Source organism: Arthrobacter sp. SD1074B (genome assembly GCF_056780195.1).
On sequence record NZ_JBRAZT010000001.1, the window covers coordinates 73885 to 89977 of the forward strand.

Below are 16093 nucleotides of genomic sequence, written 5' to 3' on the forward strand. Positions count from 1 at the left end.
CGCCGGCCGGGCACGGCCCGCTGGGGCCCAGCCATGCCGCTACTCGGCGGAAGGCCGCCTGCGCTGCCGTTTCGTCTCCGACCGCTGCCCCTTTGCGGCGAGGCGCCGACGGTTCGATCCGCGGGTGGGTTTGGTCGCCCGGCGTCGGGGGCCAGCGGGCGCCAGCCCTTCCGCGACCAGCTCGGAGAGTTTCCCCAGCGCGATCTCGCGGTTGCGCAGCTGGGAGCGCTGCTCGGAGGAGGTCACGGTGATGACTCCGGCGACCAGGCGTGATCCGAACCGGGATACCAGCATCAGCCGCTGGCCCTCGGAAAGCACTGCCGAACGCCCGATGTCCCAGGAAAGTTCGACGCGGCTGTCAGAGGTGTTAACGTGTTGACCACCCGGCCCGGACGAACGGGAAAACCTCCACCGCAGTTCGGCCGCCGGAATGGTGAGCGCGGGCGACACCTCCAGATCCATGACCCCAGCGTTTCACGATCCGGACAGGATGGAGCACCCCGCCGTTGCGCTAACGGTCGTCGCGGGTTTGGAACTCCTCATCCAGCTCATAGTGCCGGAATTCCGTCTCCGGGTTTGGCTCGCCCTCAGCAACGACCTCAAAGTCCAGCTGGCGCTGGATCTGGCTATCGAGGACCTGCAGCTGCTGGTCTTCGACGGCGGCCAGATCTTCCGGAAAGCCCTCATCCGGGGTGAGATGCAGTTTGTCGCTCATCGTGCCCTCCGTACCGCCATGCCGGGGTTCGGCCCCCGGCCCTGAATGTCCGATCCTACAGGGAGAATGCACGTCCTGGGCAGCCCCGCCCGGGTGGGCTACCGCCCGGGCTGCGGGCCGGACTCGATGCCGCGCTCTGTTCCTCCGACGACGACCTGCGCGGGGCTGTGGAAGATGTAGCCGTTGAGCCAGGAAAACAGCGCGCGGATCTTCTGCTGGGTTCCGGACAGGAGGGCCAGGTGCACCAGGAGCCAGGACAGGAACGCCAGGGGTCCCTGGAGCTGGAGCCGTTTACGCCCAAGCTCGGCGACGGCGGCGCCCCGGCCGATCATCGCCATGTATCCCTTGTCGGTGTAATGAAAAGGTTGCCGGGTGCCGCCGCTGATGTCTGCGTGGATGTTGCGGGCGGCCCAGTTCCCCGCCTGCTGGGCGACTGAGCCCAGCTGCGGCAGCTTGGCTCCGGTCGCATCAGTAATGTTGGCCGCATCGCCAATGACGTAGACACCCTCGGCGCCGGGCGCCGTCAGGTCCGGCCGGACGTCGATGCGCCCCCCTTTGCCTTGCGGCAGTCCGGAACCGGCCAGGAGGTTTCCCGCCTTGAGGCCGCCGGCCCAGACAACGATCCGGCTGGGTATCTCGGTTCCGTCGGCCAGCGTCACACCGTCAGCCCGAACCTCGGTGACGCCGACCCCCATGTGCAGCTGCACCCCGATTTTCTTCAGTCGTTGGGTTGTGTAGGCCTGGGACTTCGAAGAGAACATGGCGAGCACGCTGGGGACCATGTCCACCAGGTGTACCCGGCAGCGTGCCGCGAGCTCGGGGGAGAAGTACTTGGTCACCACAAACTTGATGTTTTCGGCCAAGGCCCCCGCGGTTTCCACGCCGGTCGGGCCTCCGCCGACCACAACGACGTCCACGGGCACGTCGGGATCCCGGTCAGCCCGGTCAAGCAGCCGGGTCAGGCTGGTGCCGAGAGTGGTTGCGTCGGTGACCGAATACAGGGGCAAGGCGTGTTCCTCCGCGCCGGGAGTATTGAAAAAGTTCGGTACGGCGCCCACTGCGATGACCAGGATCTGCGCGCTGAACGTCTCGCCGTCGACGGTAGTGACCGCATGGTTCACGACGTCTACGGACGCAATGTCGGCGGTCAGCACCCGCACGCTTCGGAGCCGCCGGAGGACGGACCGGATTGGCCTGGTGACGGCTGACACCCCTATCTGCGAGGTGGCGACCTGGTACAGCAGCGGCTGGAACTGGTGGTAGTTATTCGAGTCGATGAGCAACACGCGTATGCCCTTGCGACCGAGTTCTTTGGCGGCCGCAAGACCGGCGAATCCGGCACCGACCACAATGACCTGGTACGTGTCCTTCATCCGAGCAACCTACTCCTCCCCGGGCCCGGATAACAGTGCCTATGGAAACCGCGGGCGAACCGGTCGGGCCGTCCGCCGGCGTGGCGCGCGCAGCAGACGTCAGAGGCACGCCGGTATGGTCATCACTTTCGCCAGCGAAGGGCCGCACGGACCGCCGCGGTCGCCAGGACGGCTGCCAGGGCGGCCCCGGAAAGACGCAACAGCGTGCGCCAGGAGGTGTCTGCAGTCCCGGGTATGGAGGCAGCGCCGCCGTTTCCCGAAGCTGTGACGGGCCTGGACTCCCGCAGTACCCGGCGCTCGCCGAGCGCGACTTCGACAAGTCGGTCCGGGGCGGCCGTGATGCTGTCGGCGGCCACTGCGGCAGGGAGGTCCACGAGGTAGGGCTTGCCATATGACGCTTCCGCTGCCACAGCGTCCAGCCAGGGTTCCGGTTGCCGGGACAGTCCGCGTTCGGTGAACGCCTTGGTGAGCATGGCCTTCACCTCCGACAGGGTCTTCCCGGGTGCACGCTTGACCACGTCAAAGATTGCTAGTTGTCGCTGGACGTTGTCCGCATTGGCCGGTGTGGGGTTCTGCACGGCGGTCTCCTCTGTGTTGACGGCTTGCTGTTCCTGGGGTGACGGTGAGTGCCTGCATCAGCCCCCTTCATTGGCGTCGACGCCGCCCGCTCTCCGTCAGTCTGCGGCATCGACTGCTCTTCGGCAATGGCGACCGGGTGCGGGAACCGACCGCTGCTAACGGCCTCTATTGCACCCGCTTCACGTTAGCGGCGCCGGCGGTTTGGCCATGAGCAGGATCGCCTGCGGGTGCTTTTCCAGGGGCCGAGCCGCGCGGACCAGTTGCGCGCGCAGCACGAAGCCCTGCTCCGTGAAACGGAGGGACACGTCGTCGGGAGAGTGCAGTTCTGCCCGGAGCTCGACGTCGTGCCCGTAGGCGCGCTCGATGGTGCGGTGGCCGCTGCCCACTTGGAAGGCAAGGAGTGCCAAGCCGCCGGGACGGAGTACCCGCCAGAACTCGCAGGCGATCGCGGGCAGGGCTGCCGGGGAGGAATGGATGATGGAGTACCAGGCAAGGATGCCGTCCGTGGCGCCATCGTTGACGGGAAGCTCTGCCAGCTCGCCGACGTCGAACGTGAGCACGGGATGAAGCCGCCTCGCAGTCCGGACCATTTCCGGCGAGAGATCCACCCCGGAAACGTACAGCCCGGCGTCGCCGAGGTGCGCGCTCATCCGGCCGGCGCCGCATCCGGCGTCGATCACTTGCCGGCCGGGCGCGCAGCGCACCAGCGCGGAGAACTCGTCGACCATGGCCAGATCGAGGGGTGACTCGAAGCTGGTGTCGGGGAGCGCCGCCGCGTAGGCCTCGGCTACCGCGTCGTAGCCGGATCGGATGTCGGCCAGGGTCGCGGGGTTTGCCATTGTCCGAGCCTACCCATCCGGGCCGCCGCCCCTGTCCCTTTAGGACGTGTGGCCGGAATGGCCGCCGTTGCCGCTGCCGGGGCTCGCTGCGTCAACCACCCGGTATCGGACTGACATCCCGGCGCTGAGGTGGTCGTTGACGTGGCAGTGGAACAGCCAGGTGCCTACGTCATCGGGGACCATGTCGGCTACCACCATGCTCGCAGGCAGCAGGTTCACGACGTCGGTGCGCATCCCCAGCGCCGTCGCGGTGTTTCCGTGCCAATGCGGGGTGTGCAGGTCGACTTCAGTGCCCATGCCCATCAGGTACCAGCGGACCCGTTCGTCTTTCTTCATGGTCAGCGCATCCAGCGGCAGGTTGCCGAAAACATAGCCGTTGATCGAGTGCATCAGGTTGCTTTCGCGGAATTCTTCATTGGCCGGGTCCACGGAACCCGGGGCGCCGGCGAAGCGGCCGATGTTGCGTTTAAGGTACGGGCTGGCGTTTTCATCACTGACCTTGAACTGGACGAAGAATTCCCGGTCGACGTCGTTTGGGGTTCCGTCCGTGCGGGCCGCGTCAGCCTTGGTGATGACCATCGGACCGACCAGGCCGGCATAGTCGTCTCCGACCTCGTCCTTGTGCGAGTGGTACATCCACATCACGGAACTCCCGTCCATTGGGCCGGGGCCGGCCCTGTCCGGCACCTTGTAGTTGTAGGTGTAAACGGTTCCCGGCGGAACAGCGTCGTCACCGTGGTCCGACGCCCCGGTGCCATCCTCGTACGGGGCGCCCTCGTTGGCCTTGTCGTAGAAGACGCCATGGACGTGCACCGACGCTGGGCGGTCAAGGTTGTTCTTGAAGACCACCTTAATGGTGTCACCGACGACGCCTCGGATGACCGGGCCGAGCATGCCGAGATGCCTGTCCGCGTCGCTGCGCGGCTTGAGCTTCGTGAAGGACGCGTCGGTGTAGTCACGGTACAGCGACTTCACGTACGTGGTGCCGATCCGCTGCGGGCCTTGCTGTGTAAAGACGGCCGCGGTTTTGTCAAAGGGTGCGCCCGCGTTCTGGTTCACCCCGGACGGCGCATAGTTCCAGTCCACCTCGTCCGCTCCGATGAAGTAGGTCCGGGTCTGCGGAACGTATCGTCCCTCGGCGGGCGTTGCCATCGCCGTGCAGCCTGCGAGGGCCACAGTCGTCACTAGAGCCGCGGCCATGGCGACGTACAGCGCAACCAGAATCCGTCGCGGCCAGAAGAGAGGACCCCGGCGCGCTTGTTCCAGCGTCATGACATGACTGCCCATTTGTTGGCCTGCCTTCGAATCCATACCTAACCAAGAGACTTGAGGCTTAGCGACTTAAGCGTAGGACGGAGAGCCGTTTATGCGTAGGGCTGGGACCCCGGATCTTGTCCCGCATACGTCGGTCGGAGCAGGGCTGCCCGGGCGTTGTACCGTGGGGGCCGATGCATATAGCGGTATCTATTGCGGCGTATGACCAGCAGCTCCGGACAGATGCAGAGACCCCGGGCGCGGCCGCCGCCCACTGAGTTTGCGGGCCTCTGGGGCGTGGCCACATGCGAGGAACGGCGCGGCCGGGGGATGTACCGGGCGGTCACCGCGGCTCATGCCCGGGCTGCGCTGTCACGGGGCAAGACGCTCTCCGCAGCAACTCAACCGAGTATTCACGACCGATTCTGGAACGCTACGGCATGGTCGGGGTCTCGATGACGACGCCGTCCAGCTGGCGGCGCTGAGCGCCGAAGTGCCCCGCCGGCCGTGGCAAACTGAACCCGTGAGCCACGGACCGGATTACGTTGCGTACGCCGCCAAGATGCGCCACCTGGCTGTCTCCGGCTGCGACTTCGAAGTCGACGCGCGGTTCGTCGACATGCTGAGTCCGCGGCGGGCCCAGATCCTGGATCTTGGCTGTGGAATCGGTTCGGCTGACGACGACCTTCCAGCAGATCTCCTCGATCTTGACCACCGGCGGCGGCTTGATCGTCGGAACCTCTACCCAGGCCCGGGGAGGACCCAAACAGCAAGATCTAGCGGCCGCCGTCTCCGGCCTCGCCCTGACCCATCGGTGTTCTGGCTGGCACCTCGGCCCGTTCTGCGAGGGTTCGCCTTGGTCCGTGAGCGTCTACGCGAACGCGGGTTCACGGCGGGCTGCCGAGGGACCGGACGGGATCTTCGTCCTCGGCTCGTGAGGCCGGCCCCGACGTCGTACGCCACCGCCTATGCCGGGCGTGGTGGTTCAGTATCTGAAGTAGTGGTTTCTTTGGGGTGTTTGGCGGGGGTCGAGGTGGGGTGGCGGGATGAACCAGGGGATTCCGGCGCGGTTGTGGATGGTCCATTGTTCTTTGTGGATGAGGTGGTGGTGGTGGGAGCAGAGGAGGACGCCGTTGTCGGTGCTGGTGGTGCCGCCGCGGGACCAGTAGGTGATGTGGTGGGCTTCGCACCAGGTGGCGGGGATGGTGCAGTTGGGGAAGGCGCAGCCTTGGTCGCGGGCGGTGATGGCTTTGCGGATGTGGGGCGGGAAGATCCGGGTGGTGCGGCCGATGTCGAGGATGCGGCCCTGGCTGCCGAGCAGGACGGGGATGATGTCGGCGTCGCAGGCGATTTTGCGGATGGTCCCGGCGGTGACGGGGCCGGTGAGGGCCAGGGTCCCGGTGCCGGTGAACCCGAACGGGCCGGTCCCGACGCCGGGGGTGCGTCTGCCGGCGCTTGCGTCCCCGGCCCGGGTGCCCCCGATGATTCCTGTTTTGCCGAAGTCGGGCATGCCCGCTCCGCCGTCAGTGCGGCCGGCTGCGTCCACGGCGCTGGCGAACGAGCCTGTTTGGGTTTCGATGTCAGGGGCGGTGTTGGTGGCAGGGTCGGTGCTGGTGCTGGTGCTGGTGCTGGTGGCGTTTAGGAGGTGTTCGAGGAGGTCGCGGTGGTCGATGGTGACCATGATCTGGGGCCGGAGGCCTCCGGTGGCGGGCAGCCCGCCGGAGGCGAGGGCTATTTTGCAGGCGCCGACCAGGCCGTCGAGGGATTTCTGCGGCCGGGACCGCCAGTCCAGCCCGCCCGGCACGAACCCGCCCGCCCCGTCACCGGGCCCTGCCTCTCCGCCGGGCCCTGCCTCTTCGCCGGGGCCGGCGGTTGCGGACAAGGCTCCTCCGCCGACTCCGGTGGCCGCGTCACCGGTGGCCGTGTCAGCGGGGTCTTGGGTGCCGGGGGTGGTGCGGGGGTTGGTGGCGGTGTTCATTACGGTGAGGAGGTGTTCGAATTGTTCGGTGGTGGCGAAGATTTCCAGGTGGTGCAGGCCGTGGCGGGGGCGGCGGATGAACGCGCCCTGTAACTGGCGCAGGACTTCCTCGGAAGGTTCGGCGCCGTCCTGGTCGATGGCGTCCATCCAGCGCCGGGCGATCCGGGCCAGGAAGTCCGGGTCGTGCCCGGCCGCGGTGGCCGTGAGGGAGTGTTCCATCCGGGCGGTCGTGTCCGCGCCGCACAGGGGCCGGACCCGGTCCAGGGCCTGGGCGATGATGGTCGCGGACCGGGACGGGACACTCCCGGCGGCCACGGCGGCGGCGAGTTCCTCGTGCAGGGGCGGGAGGGCCTGGCCGGTGATCCCGGTGCGCGGCAGGACCGCGGTGGTCAGTGACAGGCGGCGGTGGGCTTCGGTGCCGGTGATCTGCAGCCGGTCCCGCAGGAAGTCCCCGCTCTTGCGGTAGCCGTCATCCAGGGCCGGGGAGTTGCCGGCGGCGGCTTCCTTGCGGGTGCGGTCCACCGCGGCGGCGCCGACGAGCTGCAGGTACTCCACGGCCCGGGCGAGTTCCTCGATCCCGGCGGCGTACTCCGCGGCCTCTCCGACCCCGAACAGCGCCGCGTCCCCCACCGCCGTCGCGCACAACTCCCGCAACTGCCCCAGAACACTCCCCAGCGACGGAACCCCGCGCGCAGCACCCCCGGCCCGGGCCGCCGGAGAAACGCTGAGAGCTGCGCTGGTTCCCATGAATCAATCCTGCCGCGGACCTACGACACTATTGCCCGCACCGCCGGCCTCGACGGAACAGCCGGCACCATCCGCTGGCCGGAGCAGCACGCCCCGCCCCACCGACTTCCGGCAGACAGCATCCCCGGGCCGGATGGCCGGAAGAAAAGCGAGAGCTGCGCTGGTTCCCATGAATCAATCCTGCCGCGGACCTACGACATTATTGCCGGCACCGCCGGCCTCGGCAGAACAGCCGGCACCATCTTCGTACCGGAGCAGCACGCCCCACCCCACCGAGACCCGCCAAGCGGCAGAGCCCGGCTGCACGGGCAGACGGGAAGCGAGAGATGCACTGATTCCCACGGACTAATTCTCTTGCTGGGCACCGACATTATTAGCAGCATCCAGTGTCGGGCTGCTGGACTCTCAGGCTGCCGCTCGACGTCCACGAAGCTATGACCCCGCGCTGGCCGTGGCGGGACCTATGGCCGATTCCAACCGCCCCAGCTTCCAACACACTGGAGCGAGGAAGGTAGGAGGGTCAACCATGAAGGTTCTCGTTGCCTATGCGAGTGCACTGGGGTCCACCCGGGAAATCGCTCAACACATAGCTGACCGCGTGGCTGTTGCGCTGGGCGAGGTCGAGTGCCGGTCCGCGGAGGAAATCGAGTCTGTCTCAGGCTACGACGCCGTGGTGGTCGGCAGCGCCATTCACAACCAGGCCTGGCTTCCCCCGGCTTTGCTGTTCGTCTCACAGCATGCGCACGAGCTGGCCAAGCGGCCTGTCTGGGCGTTCAGCGTGGGAATGTCCGACGCGCTGCCAAAGCCGTTTCGCAAACGGGGTGCCCTGCTGCAGCAGCAGCGACTGGAACGATCTCAGTTTCAGGATGTTCCCCTTCGCGGCCACAAAATCTTCTCGGGTGTCTACGAGGCTCGCCAGATGCCGGCGCCGCTCCGGCTCGTGTTCCGGCTTACCGGCGGACGCTTTGGAGACCTGCGGGACTGGGCGGCCGTCGACGGCTGGACTGATGGAATTACAGCCCAACTCACGCAACCCGCTTCGACCACCGCTTCAGAGGACACGGACGACCAAGGTCTCCCGCCAGACCGGCCGTCGGGCGGCTGAACAAATTCGGGTGAAAGGAGGGACCCGGCACTCCGCGAACACAATGACCCGCTGGCGGTGTCCTGGGACATCACCAACACGGATGCAGCGAAGGCCGCAACGGATGCCACACAACCCGGGGTTTGGCCGTGTCGATGGGCTCCTGGGCTCCTGGGCTCCTGGGCGCGAGGCGGCGTGGCGGAAGCGGCGGGAGCAGGCGACATGAAACCAGATCCGCCCGTCGTCTAGATTTGGGAGGATGGTGAGCGAAGAGATCCTTGACGGCGGCAATTCCAGCGTCGTGGTGCGCGTGGGGGACACCGTCCGCAGGAATTCCGGCCCGTGGACGCCGGCCGTTCACGCCTTGCTGGACACCTTCCGCGCGAGCGGGATCAGCCGCGTTCCGGTAGCGGCGGGCCTGGACGAGCGGGGCCGCGAAATCCTGTCGTTCCTGCCCGGAGAGGTGGTGCAGTATCCGCTGCCGGCGTGGATTTGGCACCCCTCGATCCTCCGGGACGCGGCGGCACTGCTCCGGCAGCTGCACGACGCCAGCGTCGAGTTGGCCCGGCAGCCGCTGAGCTGGCAGTCGCCAACCCATGAACCGGTTGAGGTCGTCTGCCACAACGACTTCGCCCCGTACAACATGGTGTTTCAGGAGAGGCAGTTTGCCGGCGTTTTCGACTTTGACGCGGCCTCACCCGGCCCTCGGATCTGGGATTTCTGCTACCTGGCCTACCAGCTGGTGCCGCTGATCGAAGGCGGCGGACCCGGTGCGCCGGAGCGGCCGGAGTTGCTGGGCCGCCTGGATGAGTTGATTGCGGGGTATGGTTTCGCCTTCTCGCGCCGCAACGTGTTGGAAACTCTTGGGGCCAGGCTTCGTGAACTGGCCGACTACTCCGATGGGCGGGCGGCCGCGACCGGCCGTTCGGATCTGAACCACCACGCCGCCATGTACCGCCGCGACAGTCTTCGAATGGTGCGGCTCGCGGGGCAGGAATGACTACCGGCCCGGAACAACCGCCCGGACGCCGCAACCATGTCGTGGTGGGTCTTCCTGCGAGTGGGCGACGTCACTCGGTGTGCCGGGAAGCAGCCGTCCCGGGCCTCCGTTGAACCTAGGGACAGCAGAAGCGCCCCGGACGGGGCGAGCCCAGCGAAAGGGACGCGAATGACGATCGCCCATGAAGAAGCAGTAATCGACGCCGCAGCGGTGGACGCAATCTTTGCGCAGGCGCGCACAGCCAACGCCTTCACCGGTGAAGTCACGGACGAGCAGGCCAGGGCGATCTACGAGCTGACAAAGTTCGGACCCACCGCGTTCAATTCCCAGCCGCTGCGCGTCACCTATGTCCGGTCGGATGAGGCCCGCGCCACTCTGGTGGCGGCCCTGTCCGCCGGGAACCGCGCGAAGACGGTTTCCGCGCCGCTGGTTGCGATCCTCAGCGTCGACACCGCCTGGCATGAGCAGTGGGACACCTTCCTTCCCGGCTACAACGCCCCCAAGGCCATGTACGATGCCGCCCCGGACCTCGCCGCGGCCACCGGGAACAACAACGCCCACCTGCAGGCCGGTTACTTCATCCTCGCCGTCCGGTCGCTGGGACTCTCCGCCGGACCGATGACAGGCGCTGACTTCGGCAAGATCGACACCGCGTTCTTCCCGGACGGCAGCCAGAAGAGCTTCATGGTCGTTAACATCGGCCAGGCCGCCGAGGATGCCTGGGGCGCTCCGAAGCCGAAGTTCGCCTACGAGGACGTGGTCCGCACCGTCTGACGCCCGCGCGGCGCCGCCGGTGTCGGAGGGCGGTGGCAGACTATGCCCATGCGCAACCTGATTGTGGTCGCTTTCCTGGAGCCTGTCACCGAGGGAATGGAATTCCCGCGGGACGCCTGGCCGTTGCACATCACGCTGGTGAAGTTCGACGTCGTCGAGCCGCTTCCCGCCGACGCAGGTGCCGGGGAATACGACGCCGACGCCCTCGGCGGTGCCGCCGGCACCGCCGTCGCCAGGGACATGCTGGCCAGCCAGCTGGCCGGGCGCATGGACGCGCCGGTCCGGGCAGCACTGGGCTCCGCCGTGACCGTTGGACCGGAGGCGGGCTTCGGCCGTTCCGGCTCCATCCCGGTCAGCCTGATCGAACCCAGCGCCCCGCTCCAGGCCCTTCACGAAGGCCTGGTCGGAGTGGTCGAGGCGCTGCCCGGACGCATTGCCACCCCCGGCTACACCATGGCAGGCTACCGCCCGCACGTGTCGCACCGCGGCGGCACGGCCCCCCGTGCAGGGGGGCATCTGGTGCTGGACCGGGTCGCCCTGGTGGACATGGCCCCCGACGGCGGACACGCCACGCGGCGGGTGCTCCGGCTCTGGGAGGCCGCATTGTGAATGAACCTCTTCATTATCCGTCCGAGGTGCAATACTGGGGTCAAATTGGGACTGACACCGACGACTACTGGGGTCACTGGGTGCATGCTGGGGGAACCACGGGATGATGCTTGACACCTCCACCTTGCGCGTCGCCTTGGCTGTCGTAACCCTGACGCTGCTGTGCCTGTTCTACTTCATCATCTACCGGCGGACCCGCTCACCCTTCAGCGCCTGGTGGTGCTCGGCGCTGCTGCTCTTCCTCACCGGATCCGCGTCCTACCTGCTGGACGGCACTCCCCATCAGGCATGGGCCAATCCGCTGGGCAATACCCTGCTGGTCGGCGGTGCCGGAGCCATGTGGGCCGGTGCCCGCTCACTGCGGAGTGGAAACCCCGGGCTGTGGTTCCTCCTGGCAGGGCCGGTGGTGACGGGCGTCGTGTCGGTGCTGGACCACCCGGCGACAAATAGCTGGTCCGGCGGGCCGGTCCTGCTGGGCATGATGGCGCTGATGCTCGGGCTCTCCTCCCGAGAGCTTTTCCTGCTCGACGTCGACTACTCCCGGGTGCACCGGCCCCTCGCCCTCGGTTCCGGTTTCCTGACCGTCTTCTACGCGGGCCGGCTGGTTGCGTTTCTCCTGGACGGTCCGGACGGACCCGTGTTCGTCGCCTATTTCGGTTCGGTGGTGACCACGCTGCTCACGTCGATTGTCCTGGTGCTTGCGTCCTTCACCATGGCCGAGTTGAGCAACGAACAGCTGACCCGGGACCTCAGGGCACGCGCCACGGTTGACGGGCTCACCGGCCTCCTGAACCGCACCGCATTTATGGACCTGGCGGCGAACGAACTGCGCAGGCTCGGCAACGCCCGGACCACGGCGGCGCTGGTGCTGGCGGACCTGGACCACTTCAAGGCCGTCAACGACAAGTACGGGCATGCCGCCGGAGACTCCGCGCTGCAGACGTTCGCCGCCGCGTGTACGTCCTCGGTCCGCTCCACCGACCTCGTGGGACGCTACGGGGGCGAGGAATTCATCCTGCTCCTGCCAGGCGTCACACCGGAACGCGCCGGCGAGATGGCGGCCACCATCAGCCGCCGGCTGCAGGAGGCGCAGCCGGGTGTGGAAGCCAGGCTGCCCACCGTAAGCTATGGCATCGCCTCGACCGGCCCCGGCCGGGCTGACCTGGAGGCCCTGGTCGCCTCGGCCGACGCCGCCCTGTACCGCGCGAAGACGCTCGGTCGGGACCGGTCGGTGCTGGCCGCCAGCCTCTGCGAGGAGGAGCAGACCGCCTAAGGCCGGACGACCGGTGCGCCGGGCGTGGCTGAAGCGGGGCCCGGCGCCTCCACGGCCGCCGGACCCGGCCGCCCCGTTAGGAAATAACCCCGTCCACCAGGGCTTTGGCCTCGGCCTGCACCTGCTTGAGGTGCTCCGCGCCCTTGAAGGACTCGGCGTAGATCTTGTAGACGTCCTCGGTGCCGGAAGGCCTGGCCGCGAACCAGGCGTTTTCGGTGACCACCTTCAGTCCGCCGATGGCCGCGCCGTTGCCGGGCGCCTCGGTCAGCTTGGCGGTGATGGTCTCGCCGGCCAATTCCGTCGCGGTGACGTCCGACGGCGACAGCTTGCCCAGGGCAGCCTTCTGCTCGCGCGTAGCGGCGGCGTCGATGCGGGCGTAAACGGGATCACCGAACTTGTCGGTGAGGCCCTTGTACAACTGCGACGGCGACTTGCCGGTGACCGCCGTAATCTCGGACGCCAGCAGTGCCAGCAGGATGCCGTCCTTATCGGTGGTCCAGACGCTGCCGTCCTTCTTGTTGAAGGAGGCGCCGGCGGATTCCTCCCCGCCGAAGGCGCCCTCGCCGGACAGCAGCCCTGGCACGAACCACTTGAAACCGACCGGCACCTCCACGAGCTTCCGGCCAAGGCTTTCGGCGACCCGGTCGATGATGGACGAGGACACCAGGGTCTTGCCGATCACCGACTGGGGATTCCAGCCGCTGCGGTGCCGGTACAGGTAATCGATCGCGACGGCGAGATAGTGGTTGGGGTTCATCAGCCCGCCGTCAGGGGTCACGATGCCGTGCCGGTCGGCGTCGGCGTCGTTGCCGGTGGCGACGTCGAAGGCTGCGGACCCGTCCGCACCAACAGACATGCGGCTGATCAGGGAGGCCATCGCCGACGGCGAGGAGCAGTCCATCCGGATTTTTTCGTCCCAGTCCAGCGTCATGAAGGCCCACTGCGGGTCCACGGTCGGGTTCACCACGGTGAGGTTGAGGTGGTGGCGTTCGCCGATTTCTCCCCAGTAGTCCACCGAAGCGCCGCCCATGGGGTCGGCGCCGATCCGGACACCCGCCTCGCGGATCGCGTTCAGGTCAAGCACCGAGGGCAGGTCATCGACGTAGCTGCTCAGGAAGTCGAACTTCCCGGTGGTGCCGGCGGCCATGGCGTCCGAGATGGGAACCCGCTTCACCCCGCGCAGGCCGTTCTCAAGAAGCTCGTTGGCGCGGTTGGCGATCCAGCCGGTGGCGTCGGTGTCGGCCGGTCCACCGTGCGGCGGGTTGTACTTGAAGCCGCCGTCGCCGGGCGGGTTGTGGCTCGGAGTCACCACGATGCCGTCGGCCTGCGGCGCCCCCGCAGCGGAGTTGTTGTTGTGCGTCAGGATGGCGTGGCTAAGGGCCGGGGTGGGCGTGTAGCCGTGGCGGGCGTCGATCAGCACGTGCACGCCGTTCGCCGCCAGGACCTCAAGGGCGGAGTTCTGCGCCGGCTCGCTCAGGGCGTGCGTGTCCTTGGCGAGGTACAGGGGGCCGGTGATGCCCTGGCCGGTGCGGTATTCCACGATGGCCTGGGTGATGGCAAGGATATGCGGTTCGTTGAACGACGCCTTGAGGCTCGACCCCCGGTGGCCGGAAGTCCCGAACGCCACCCGTTGGCCAGGGTCGCCCAGATCCGGCGAAACGTCGTAGTACGCGTCCAGGAGCGCAGTGAGGTCAACAAGGTCTTGGGGTTGGGCAACTGTGCCCGCGCGGCTAGCCATGGCTCCAGCATGCCAGACGAGGCGCCCCCGCAACATGATTTCGCTGGAAACGGGGCCGCTGTGACGTGGCAGCTACGGCCAGGAAAACGGCGCGGCGCTAATCTGGACGTACACACGTCGGAGGGGAATTTCATGACCGAGCAGCCCAGGCCCGGGAACGGCGAGGAATACCGCGGCTACCAGCCGCCGCCATATCGTCCGCCGTACGGAGATGACGGCCATGTTCCGCCGATGCCAGCCGGGGCGCCGCACCTGGGCCAGTCGGCCGGCAGCTACGACGCCTACGGCCAGCCGGCGGGTCCTTACGCCGACGCCTACGGCCAGCCGTACTACTACGGAGTGCCTGCTGCGCCGAAGGGCCTGAGCATCGCCAGCCTGTGCTGCGGCATCGCGGCGTTCCTGGGCTTCGGCTTCTTCCTGCTACCGCAGCTGGCCGGCGTCGTCCTGGGGCACCTGGCCTTGAACCGGGAGCCGGGCGGCAAGGGCCTGGCCATCGCGAGCTTGATCCTTGGTTATGCGGCGATTGCCATCACCCTTCTGGTGGTCGTGACGCTGGGGGTCGCCTTCGCTAACGCGGACTTCATCACCCGCTAGGGCGGCCCGGCGGCCTACGGAACCTCTGCGAGCAGGCGTCGGACCGCGCTGTCTACCGCTGCACGGAACTCAGGGTGCTCGGCCACGGCTGCGGGGAAAATCTCCTGCACCGCCAGCAGCCGGTCTGCGAGCCCGGATTCCGGGCCAGCTGCGGCCTCCCGGAGCACGTCCGCCAGAGGGTCGTCCAGTATCAGGGGGCGGCCGTTAACGTCCCGCCCCCGGCAAATGAACACTATCCAGGCGGCAACCAGCAGCGCGGCGGATTCTGGTACTTCGCCCGCGGCCAGGCGGTCCGCGACTGTCCCGAGGATCCTGACCGGCAGCTTCTGCGACCCGTCCATGGCGACCTGGATCGTGGTGTGCCCCAGGTTCGGGTTGGCGAAGCGGTCCAGGATCGACTCGCCGTAATCCGCCAGATCGGTGCCGGGCGGCGCCGCGAGGGTAGGAATGATGTCGTTGCGCTGCAAGCGGCGGGCCTCTTGCGCCAGGCCATCCGAGGAGACGGCATCGGCGATCGTGGGGTACCCGCGCAGTGCACCCAGATAGGCCAGCAGGGAGTGGGTGGCATTGAGCATCCGCAGCTTGGCGACCTCAAAAACGCCGACGTCGGCGGTTACGACGGCCCCCGCACGTTCCCATTCCGGGCGCGGCACCTTGAAGTTGTCCTCGATGATCCACTGGCCAAACGGCTCCGCAACCACCAGGCCCTCGTCCCGCAGGCCGAGCATCCGTTCGGCTTCCCGACGGTTGGCCTCGGTTGTCGCGGGGACAATCCGGTCCACCATGGTGGAGGGGAAGGTGACGGCGGTATCGAGCCATTCGAGCAGCCGATCCGCCCCCGCGGCCTCCGCGAGGGCCAGCACCAGGCCGCGGGTGACGCCGCCGTTGGACAGGAGGTTGTCACAACAGACGACGGCGAAGGGGGCACCGGAGTTCGCATGGCGCCGTGCCAGACCGCGCGTCAGCAGGCCGAGGGGGGTGCGGGCAGCGCCGGCGAACTGCTGGCCCGCAAGCTCCGCCCTGAGCGCCCCGACGTCGGCTGCGACCCCCGGATTGGCCAGATCCAGGGCTCCGTTGAGCGTGCGCGGGTAGCCCTTCTCCGTAATGGTCAGGGAAGCCAAGTGGACGTTCTCTGCAGCCAGCGTCCGCAATACTTCCTCAGAGTCCGCCCCGGGAAACGCCACCCTGCGCAGTGATCCCACGACGTGCAGCGATGACGAATCCCTGGCCTTGGTGAGCACGGAGTAGAGGCCGTCCTGCGGCCCGAGCTGATCCGCAACTTTCGCGGAACGGCCGGTGACGCCAAGGATCCCCCACCGGGTGTCGCCCGCGGCTGCGGCGGCGTCCTCGGTGTAGACGGCCTGGTGCGCACGGTGGAAGGCGCCGACGCCGAAATGGACAATGCCGGTGCTCAGCGCGCGGGGATCCACGGCCGGGCCGGTGACGCCGGGGCGCTTGGCGGCCGCAGGCACAGTGGCCAGCGACAGACGGTCGGTCAGGGTGGTTGCAGGCATCATTGGCCTTTCAGCCGGGGGA

General features: G+C 67.7%; 16 protein-coding genes. 6 read left to right on the top strand and 10 right to left on the bottom strand.

Annotated features, from left to right (window positions below; translation table 11 throughout):
- Positions 1-39: 39 nt before the first annotated feature.
- From arfB to ACUYM2_RS00420, 8 genes are all read right to left on the bottom strand, one after another.
- A complete protein-coding gene (gene arfB, locus ACUYM2_RS00385) occupies positions 40-462 on the bottom strand; it encodes an alternative ribosome rescue aminoacyl-tRNA hydrolase ArfB (protein WP_481598258.1) in 423 nt (140 codons plus the stop codon).
- A 49-nt stretch (positions 463-511) separates the two neighbouring features.
- Positions 512-715 carry a hypothetical protein gene (locus tag ACUYM2_RS00390; RefSeq protein WP_481598259.1) on the bottom strand — a complete coding sequence of 68 codons (204 nt, stop codon included), beginning with the start codon at positions 713-715 and terminating at the stop codon, positions 512-514.
- A 98-nt stretch (positions 716-813) separates the two neighbouring features.
- Positions 814-2088, bottom strand: coding sequence for an NAD(P)/FAD-dependent oxidoreductase (locus tag ACUYM2_RS00395; protein WP_481598260.1), 1275 nt, complete (start codon positions 2086-2088; stop codon positions 814-816).
- Between the two features lie 122 nt (positions 2089-2210).
- Positions 2211-2666 carry a hypothetical protein gene (locus tag ACUYM2_RS00400; protein ID WP_481598261.1) on the bottom strand — a complete coding sequence of 152 codons (456 nt, stop codon included), beginning with the start codon at positions 2664-2666 and terminating at the stop codon, positions 2211-2213.
- 180 nt (positions 2667-2846) lie between these two features.
- Positions 2847-3506, bottom strand: coding sequence for a class I SAM-dependent DNA methyltransferase (locus ACUYM2_RS00405; protein ID WP_481598262.1), 660 nt, complete (start codon positions 3504-3506; stop codon positions 2847-2849).
- A 39-nt stretch (positions 3507-3545) separates the two neighbouring features.
- A complete protein-coding gene (locus ACUYM2_RS00410) occupies positions 3546-4778 on the bottom strand; it encodes a multicopper oxidase domain-containing protein (RefSeq protein ID WP_481598263.1) in 1233 nt (410 codons plus the stop codon).
- Positions 4779-5193: 415 nt separating this feature from the next.
- Entirely contained in the window at positions 5194-5526 is a 333-nt protein-coding gene (locus ACUYM2_RS00415; RefSeq protein WP_481598264.1) for a hypothetical protein, read from the bottom strand.
- A 219-nt stretch (positions 5527-5745) separates the two neighbouring features.
- The gene (locus ACUYM2_RS00420; protein ID WP_481598265.1) at positions 5746-7485 is read right to left on the bottom strand and encodes an HNH endonuclease signature motif containing protein; all 1740 of its coding nucleotides are present in this window, start codon (positions 7483-7485) and stop codon (positions 5746-5748) included.
- Between the two features lie 526 nt (positions 7486-8011).
- On the opposite strand from ACUYM2_RS00420, the gene ACUYM2_RS00425 reads away from it, so the two are divergent.
- From ACUYM2_RS00425 to ACUYM2_RS00445, 5 genes are all read left to right on the top strand, one after another.
- Positions 8012-8590, top strand: coding sequence for a flavodoxin domain-containing protein (locus tag ACUYM2_RS00425; protein ID WP_481598266.1), 579 nt, complete (start codon positions 8012-8014; stop codon positions 8588-8590).
- Positions 8591-8828: 238 nt separating this feature from the next.
- The gene (locus ACUYM2_RS00430; RefSeq protein ID WP_481598267.1) at positions 8829-9569 is read left to right on the top strand and encodes a phosphotransferase; all 741 of its coding nucleotides are present in this window, start codon (positions 8829-8831) and stop codon (positions 9567-9569) included.
- A 168-nt stretch (positions 9570-9737) separates the two neighbouring features.
- Positions 9738-10343: a malonic semialdehyde reductase gene (locus tag ACUYM2_RS00435; protein WP_481598268.1), complete on the top strand. Its 606-nt coding sequence runs from the start codon at positions 9738-9740 to the stop codon at positions 10341-10343.
- A 48-nt stretch (positions 10344-10391) separates the two neighbouring features.
- A complete protein-coding gene (locus tag ACUYM2_RS00440; RefSeq protein ID WP_481598269.1) occupies positions 10392-10952 on the top strand; it encodes a 2'-5' RNA ligase family protein in 561 nt (186 codons plus the stop codon).
- A 103-nt stretch (positions 10953-11055) separates the two neighbouring features.
- Positions 11056-12225: a GGDEF domain-containing protein gene (locus ACUYM2_RS00445; protein ID WP_481598270.1), complete on the top strand. Its 1170-nt coding sequence runs from the start codon at positions 11056-11058 to the stop codon at positions 12223-12225.
- 76 nt (positions 12226-12301) lie between these two features.
- Here the strand turns inward: ACUYM2_RS00445 and pgm are convergent, their stop codons facing one another.
- Entirely contained in the window at positions 12302-13963 is a 1662-nt protein-coding gene (gene pgm, locus ACUYM2_RS00450) for a phosphoglucomutase (alpha-D-glucose-1,6-bisphosphate-dependent) (protein ID WP_481598271.1), read from the bottom strand.
- A gap of 132 nt (positions 13964-14095) precedes the next feature.
- Between pgm and ACUYM2_RS00455 the strand changes: the two genes are divergently transcribed.
- On the top strand, positions 14096-14557 hold the full coding sequence (locus tag ACUYM2_RS00455; RefSeq protein WP_481598272.1) for a DUF4190 domain-containing protein: 462 nt from the start codon (positions 14096-14098) through the stop codon (positions 14555-14557).
- 14 nt (positions 14558-14571) lie between these two features.
- Here the strand turns inward: ACUYM2_RS00455 and ACUYM2_RS00460 are convergent, their stop codons facing one another.
- Complete coding sequence (locus ACUYM2_RS00460) at positions 14572-16071, bottom strand: mannitol dehydrogenase family protein (protein ID WP_481598273.1); 1500 nt, start codon at positions 16069-16071, stop codon at positions 14572-14574.
- Positions 16072-16093 lie beyond the last annotated feature (22 nt).

What these genes read in the sequence shown, in the direction of transcription:
- ACUYM2_RS00390 (WP_481598259.1), bottom strand. Translation starts at nt 715, where the DNA reads ATGAGCGACAAACTGCATCTCACCCCGGATGAGGGCTTTCCGGAAGAT.
- ACUYM2_RS00455 (WP_481598272.1), top strand. Translation starts at nt 14,096, where the DNA reads ATGACCGAGCAGCCCAGGCCCGGGAACGGCGAGGAATACCGCGGCTAC.
- ACUYM2_RS00435 (WP_481598268.1), top strand. Translation starts at nt 9,738, where the DNA reads ATGACGATCGCCCATGAAGAAGCAGTAATCGACGCCGCAGCGGTGGAC.
- arfB (WP_481598258.1), bottom strand. Translation starts at nt 462, where the DNA reads ATGGATCTGGAGGTGTCGCCCGCGCTCACCATTCCGGCGGCCGAACTG.
- ACUYM2_RS00420 (WP_481598265.1), bottom strand. Translation starts at nt 7,485, where the DNA reads ATGGGAACCAGCGCAGCTCTCAGCGTTTCTCCGGCGGCCCGGGCCGGG.
- ACUYM2_RS00440 (WP_481598269.1), top strand. Translation starts at nt 10,392, where the DNA reads ATGCGCAACCTGATTGTGGTCGCTTTCCTGGAGCCTGTCACCGAGGGA.
- ACUYM2_RS00405 (WP_481598262.1), bottom strand. Translation starts at nt 3,506, where the DNA reads ATGGCAAACCCCGCGACCCTGGCCGACATCCGATCCGGCTACGACGCG.
- ACUYM2_RS00410 (WP_481598263.1), bottom strand. Translation starts at nt 4,778, where the DNA reads ATGACGCTGGAACAAGCGCGCCGGGGTCCTCTCTTCTGGCCGCGACGG.
- ACUYM2_RS00395 (WP_481598260.1), bottom strand. Translation starts at nt 2,088, where the DNA reads ATGAAGGACACGTACCAGGTCATTGTGGTCGGTGCCGGATTCGCCGGT.
- ACUYM2_RS00460 (WP_481598273.1), bottom strand. Translation starts at nt 16,071, where the DNA reads ATGCCTGCAACCACCCTGACCGACCGTCTGTCGCTGGCCACTGTGCCT.
- ACUYM2_RS00430 (WP_481598267.1), top strand. Translation starts at nt 8,829, where the DNA reads ATGGTGAGCGAAGAGATCCTTGACGGCGGCAATTCCAGCGTCGTGGTG.
- pgm (WP_481598271.1), bottom strand. Translation starts at nt 13,963, where the DNA reads ATGGCTAGCCGCGCGGGCACAGTTGCCCAACCCCAAGACCTTGTTGAC.
- ACUYM2_RS00425 (WP_481598266.1), top strand. Translation starts at nt 8,012, where the DNA reads ATGAAGGTTCTCGTTGCCTATGCGAGTGCACTGGGGTCCACCCGGGAA.
- ACUYM2_RS00445 (WP_481598270.1), top strand. Translation starts at nt 11,056, where the DNA reads ATGATGCTTGACACCTCCACCTTGCGCGTCGCCTTGGCTGTCGTAACC.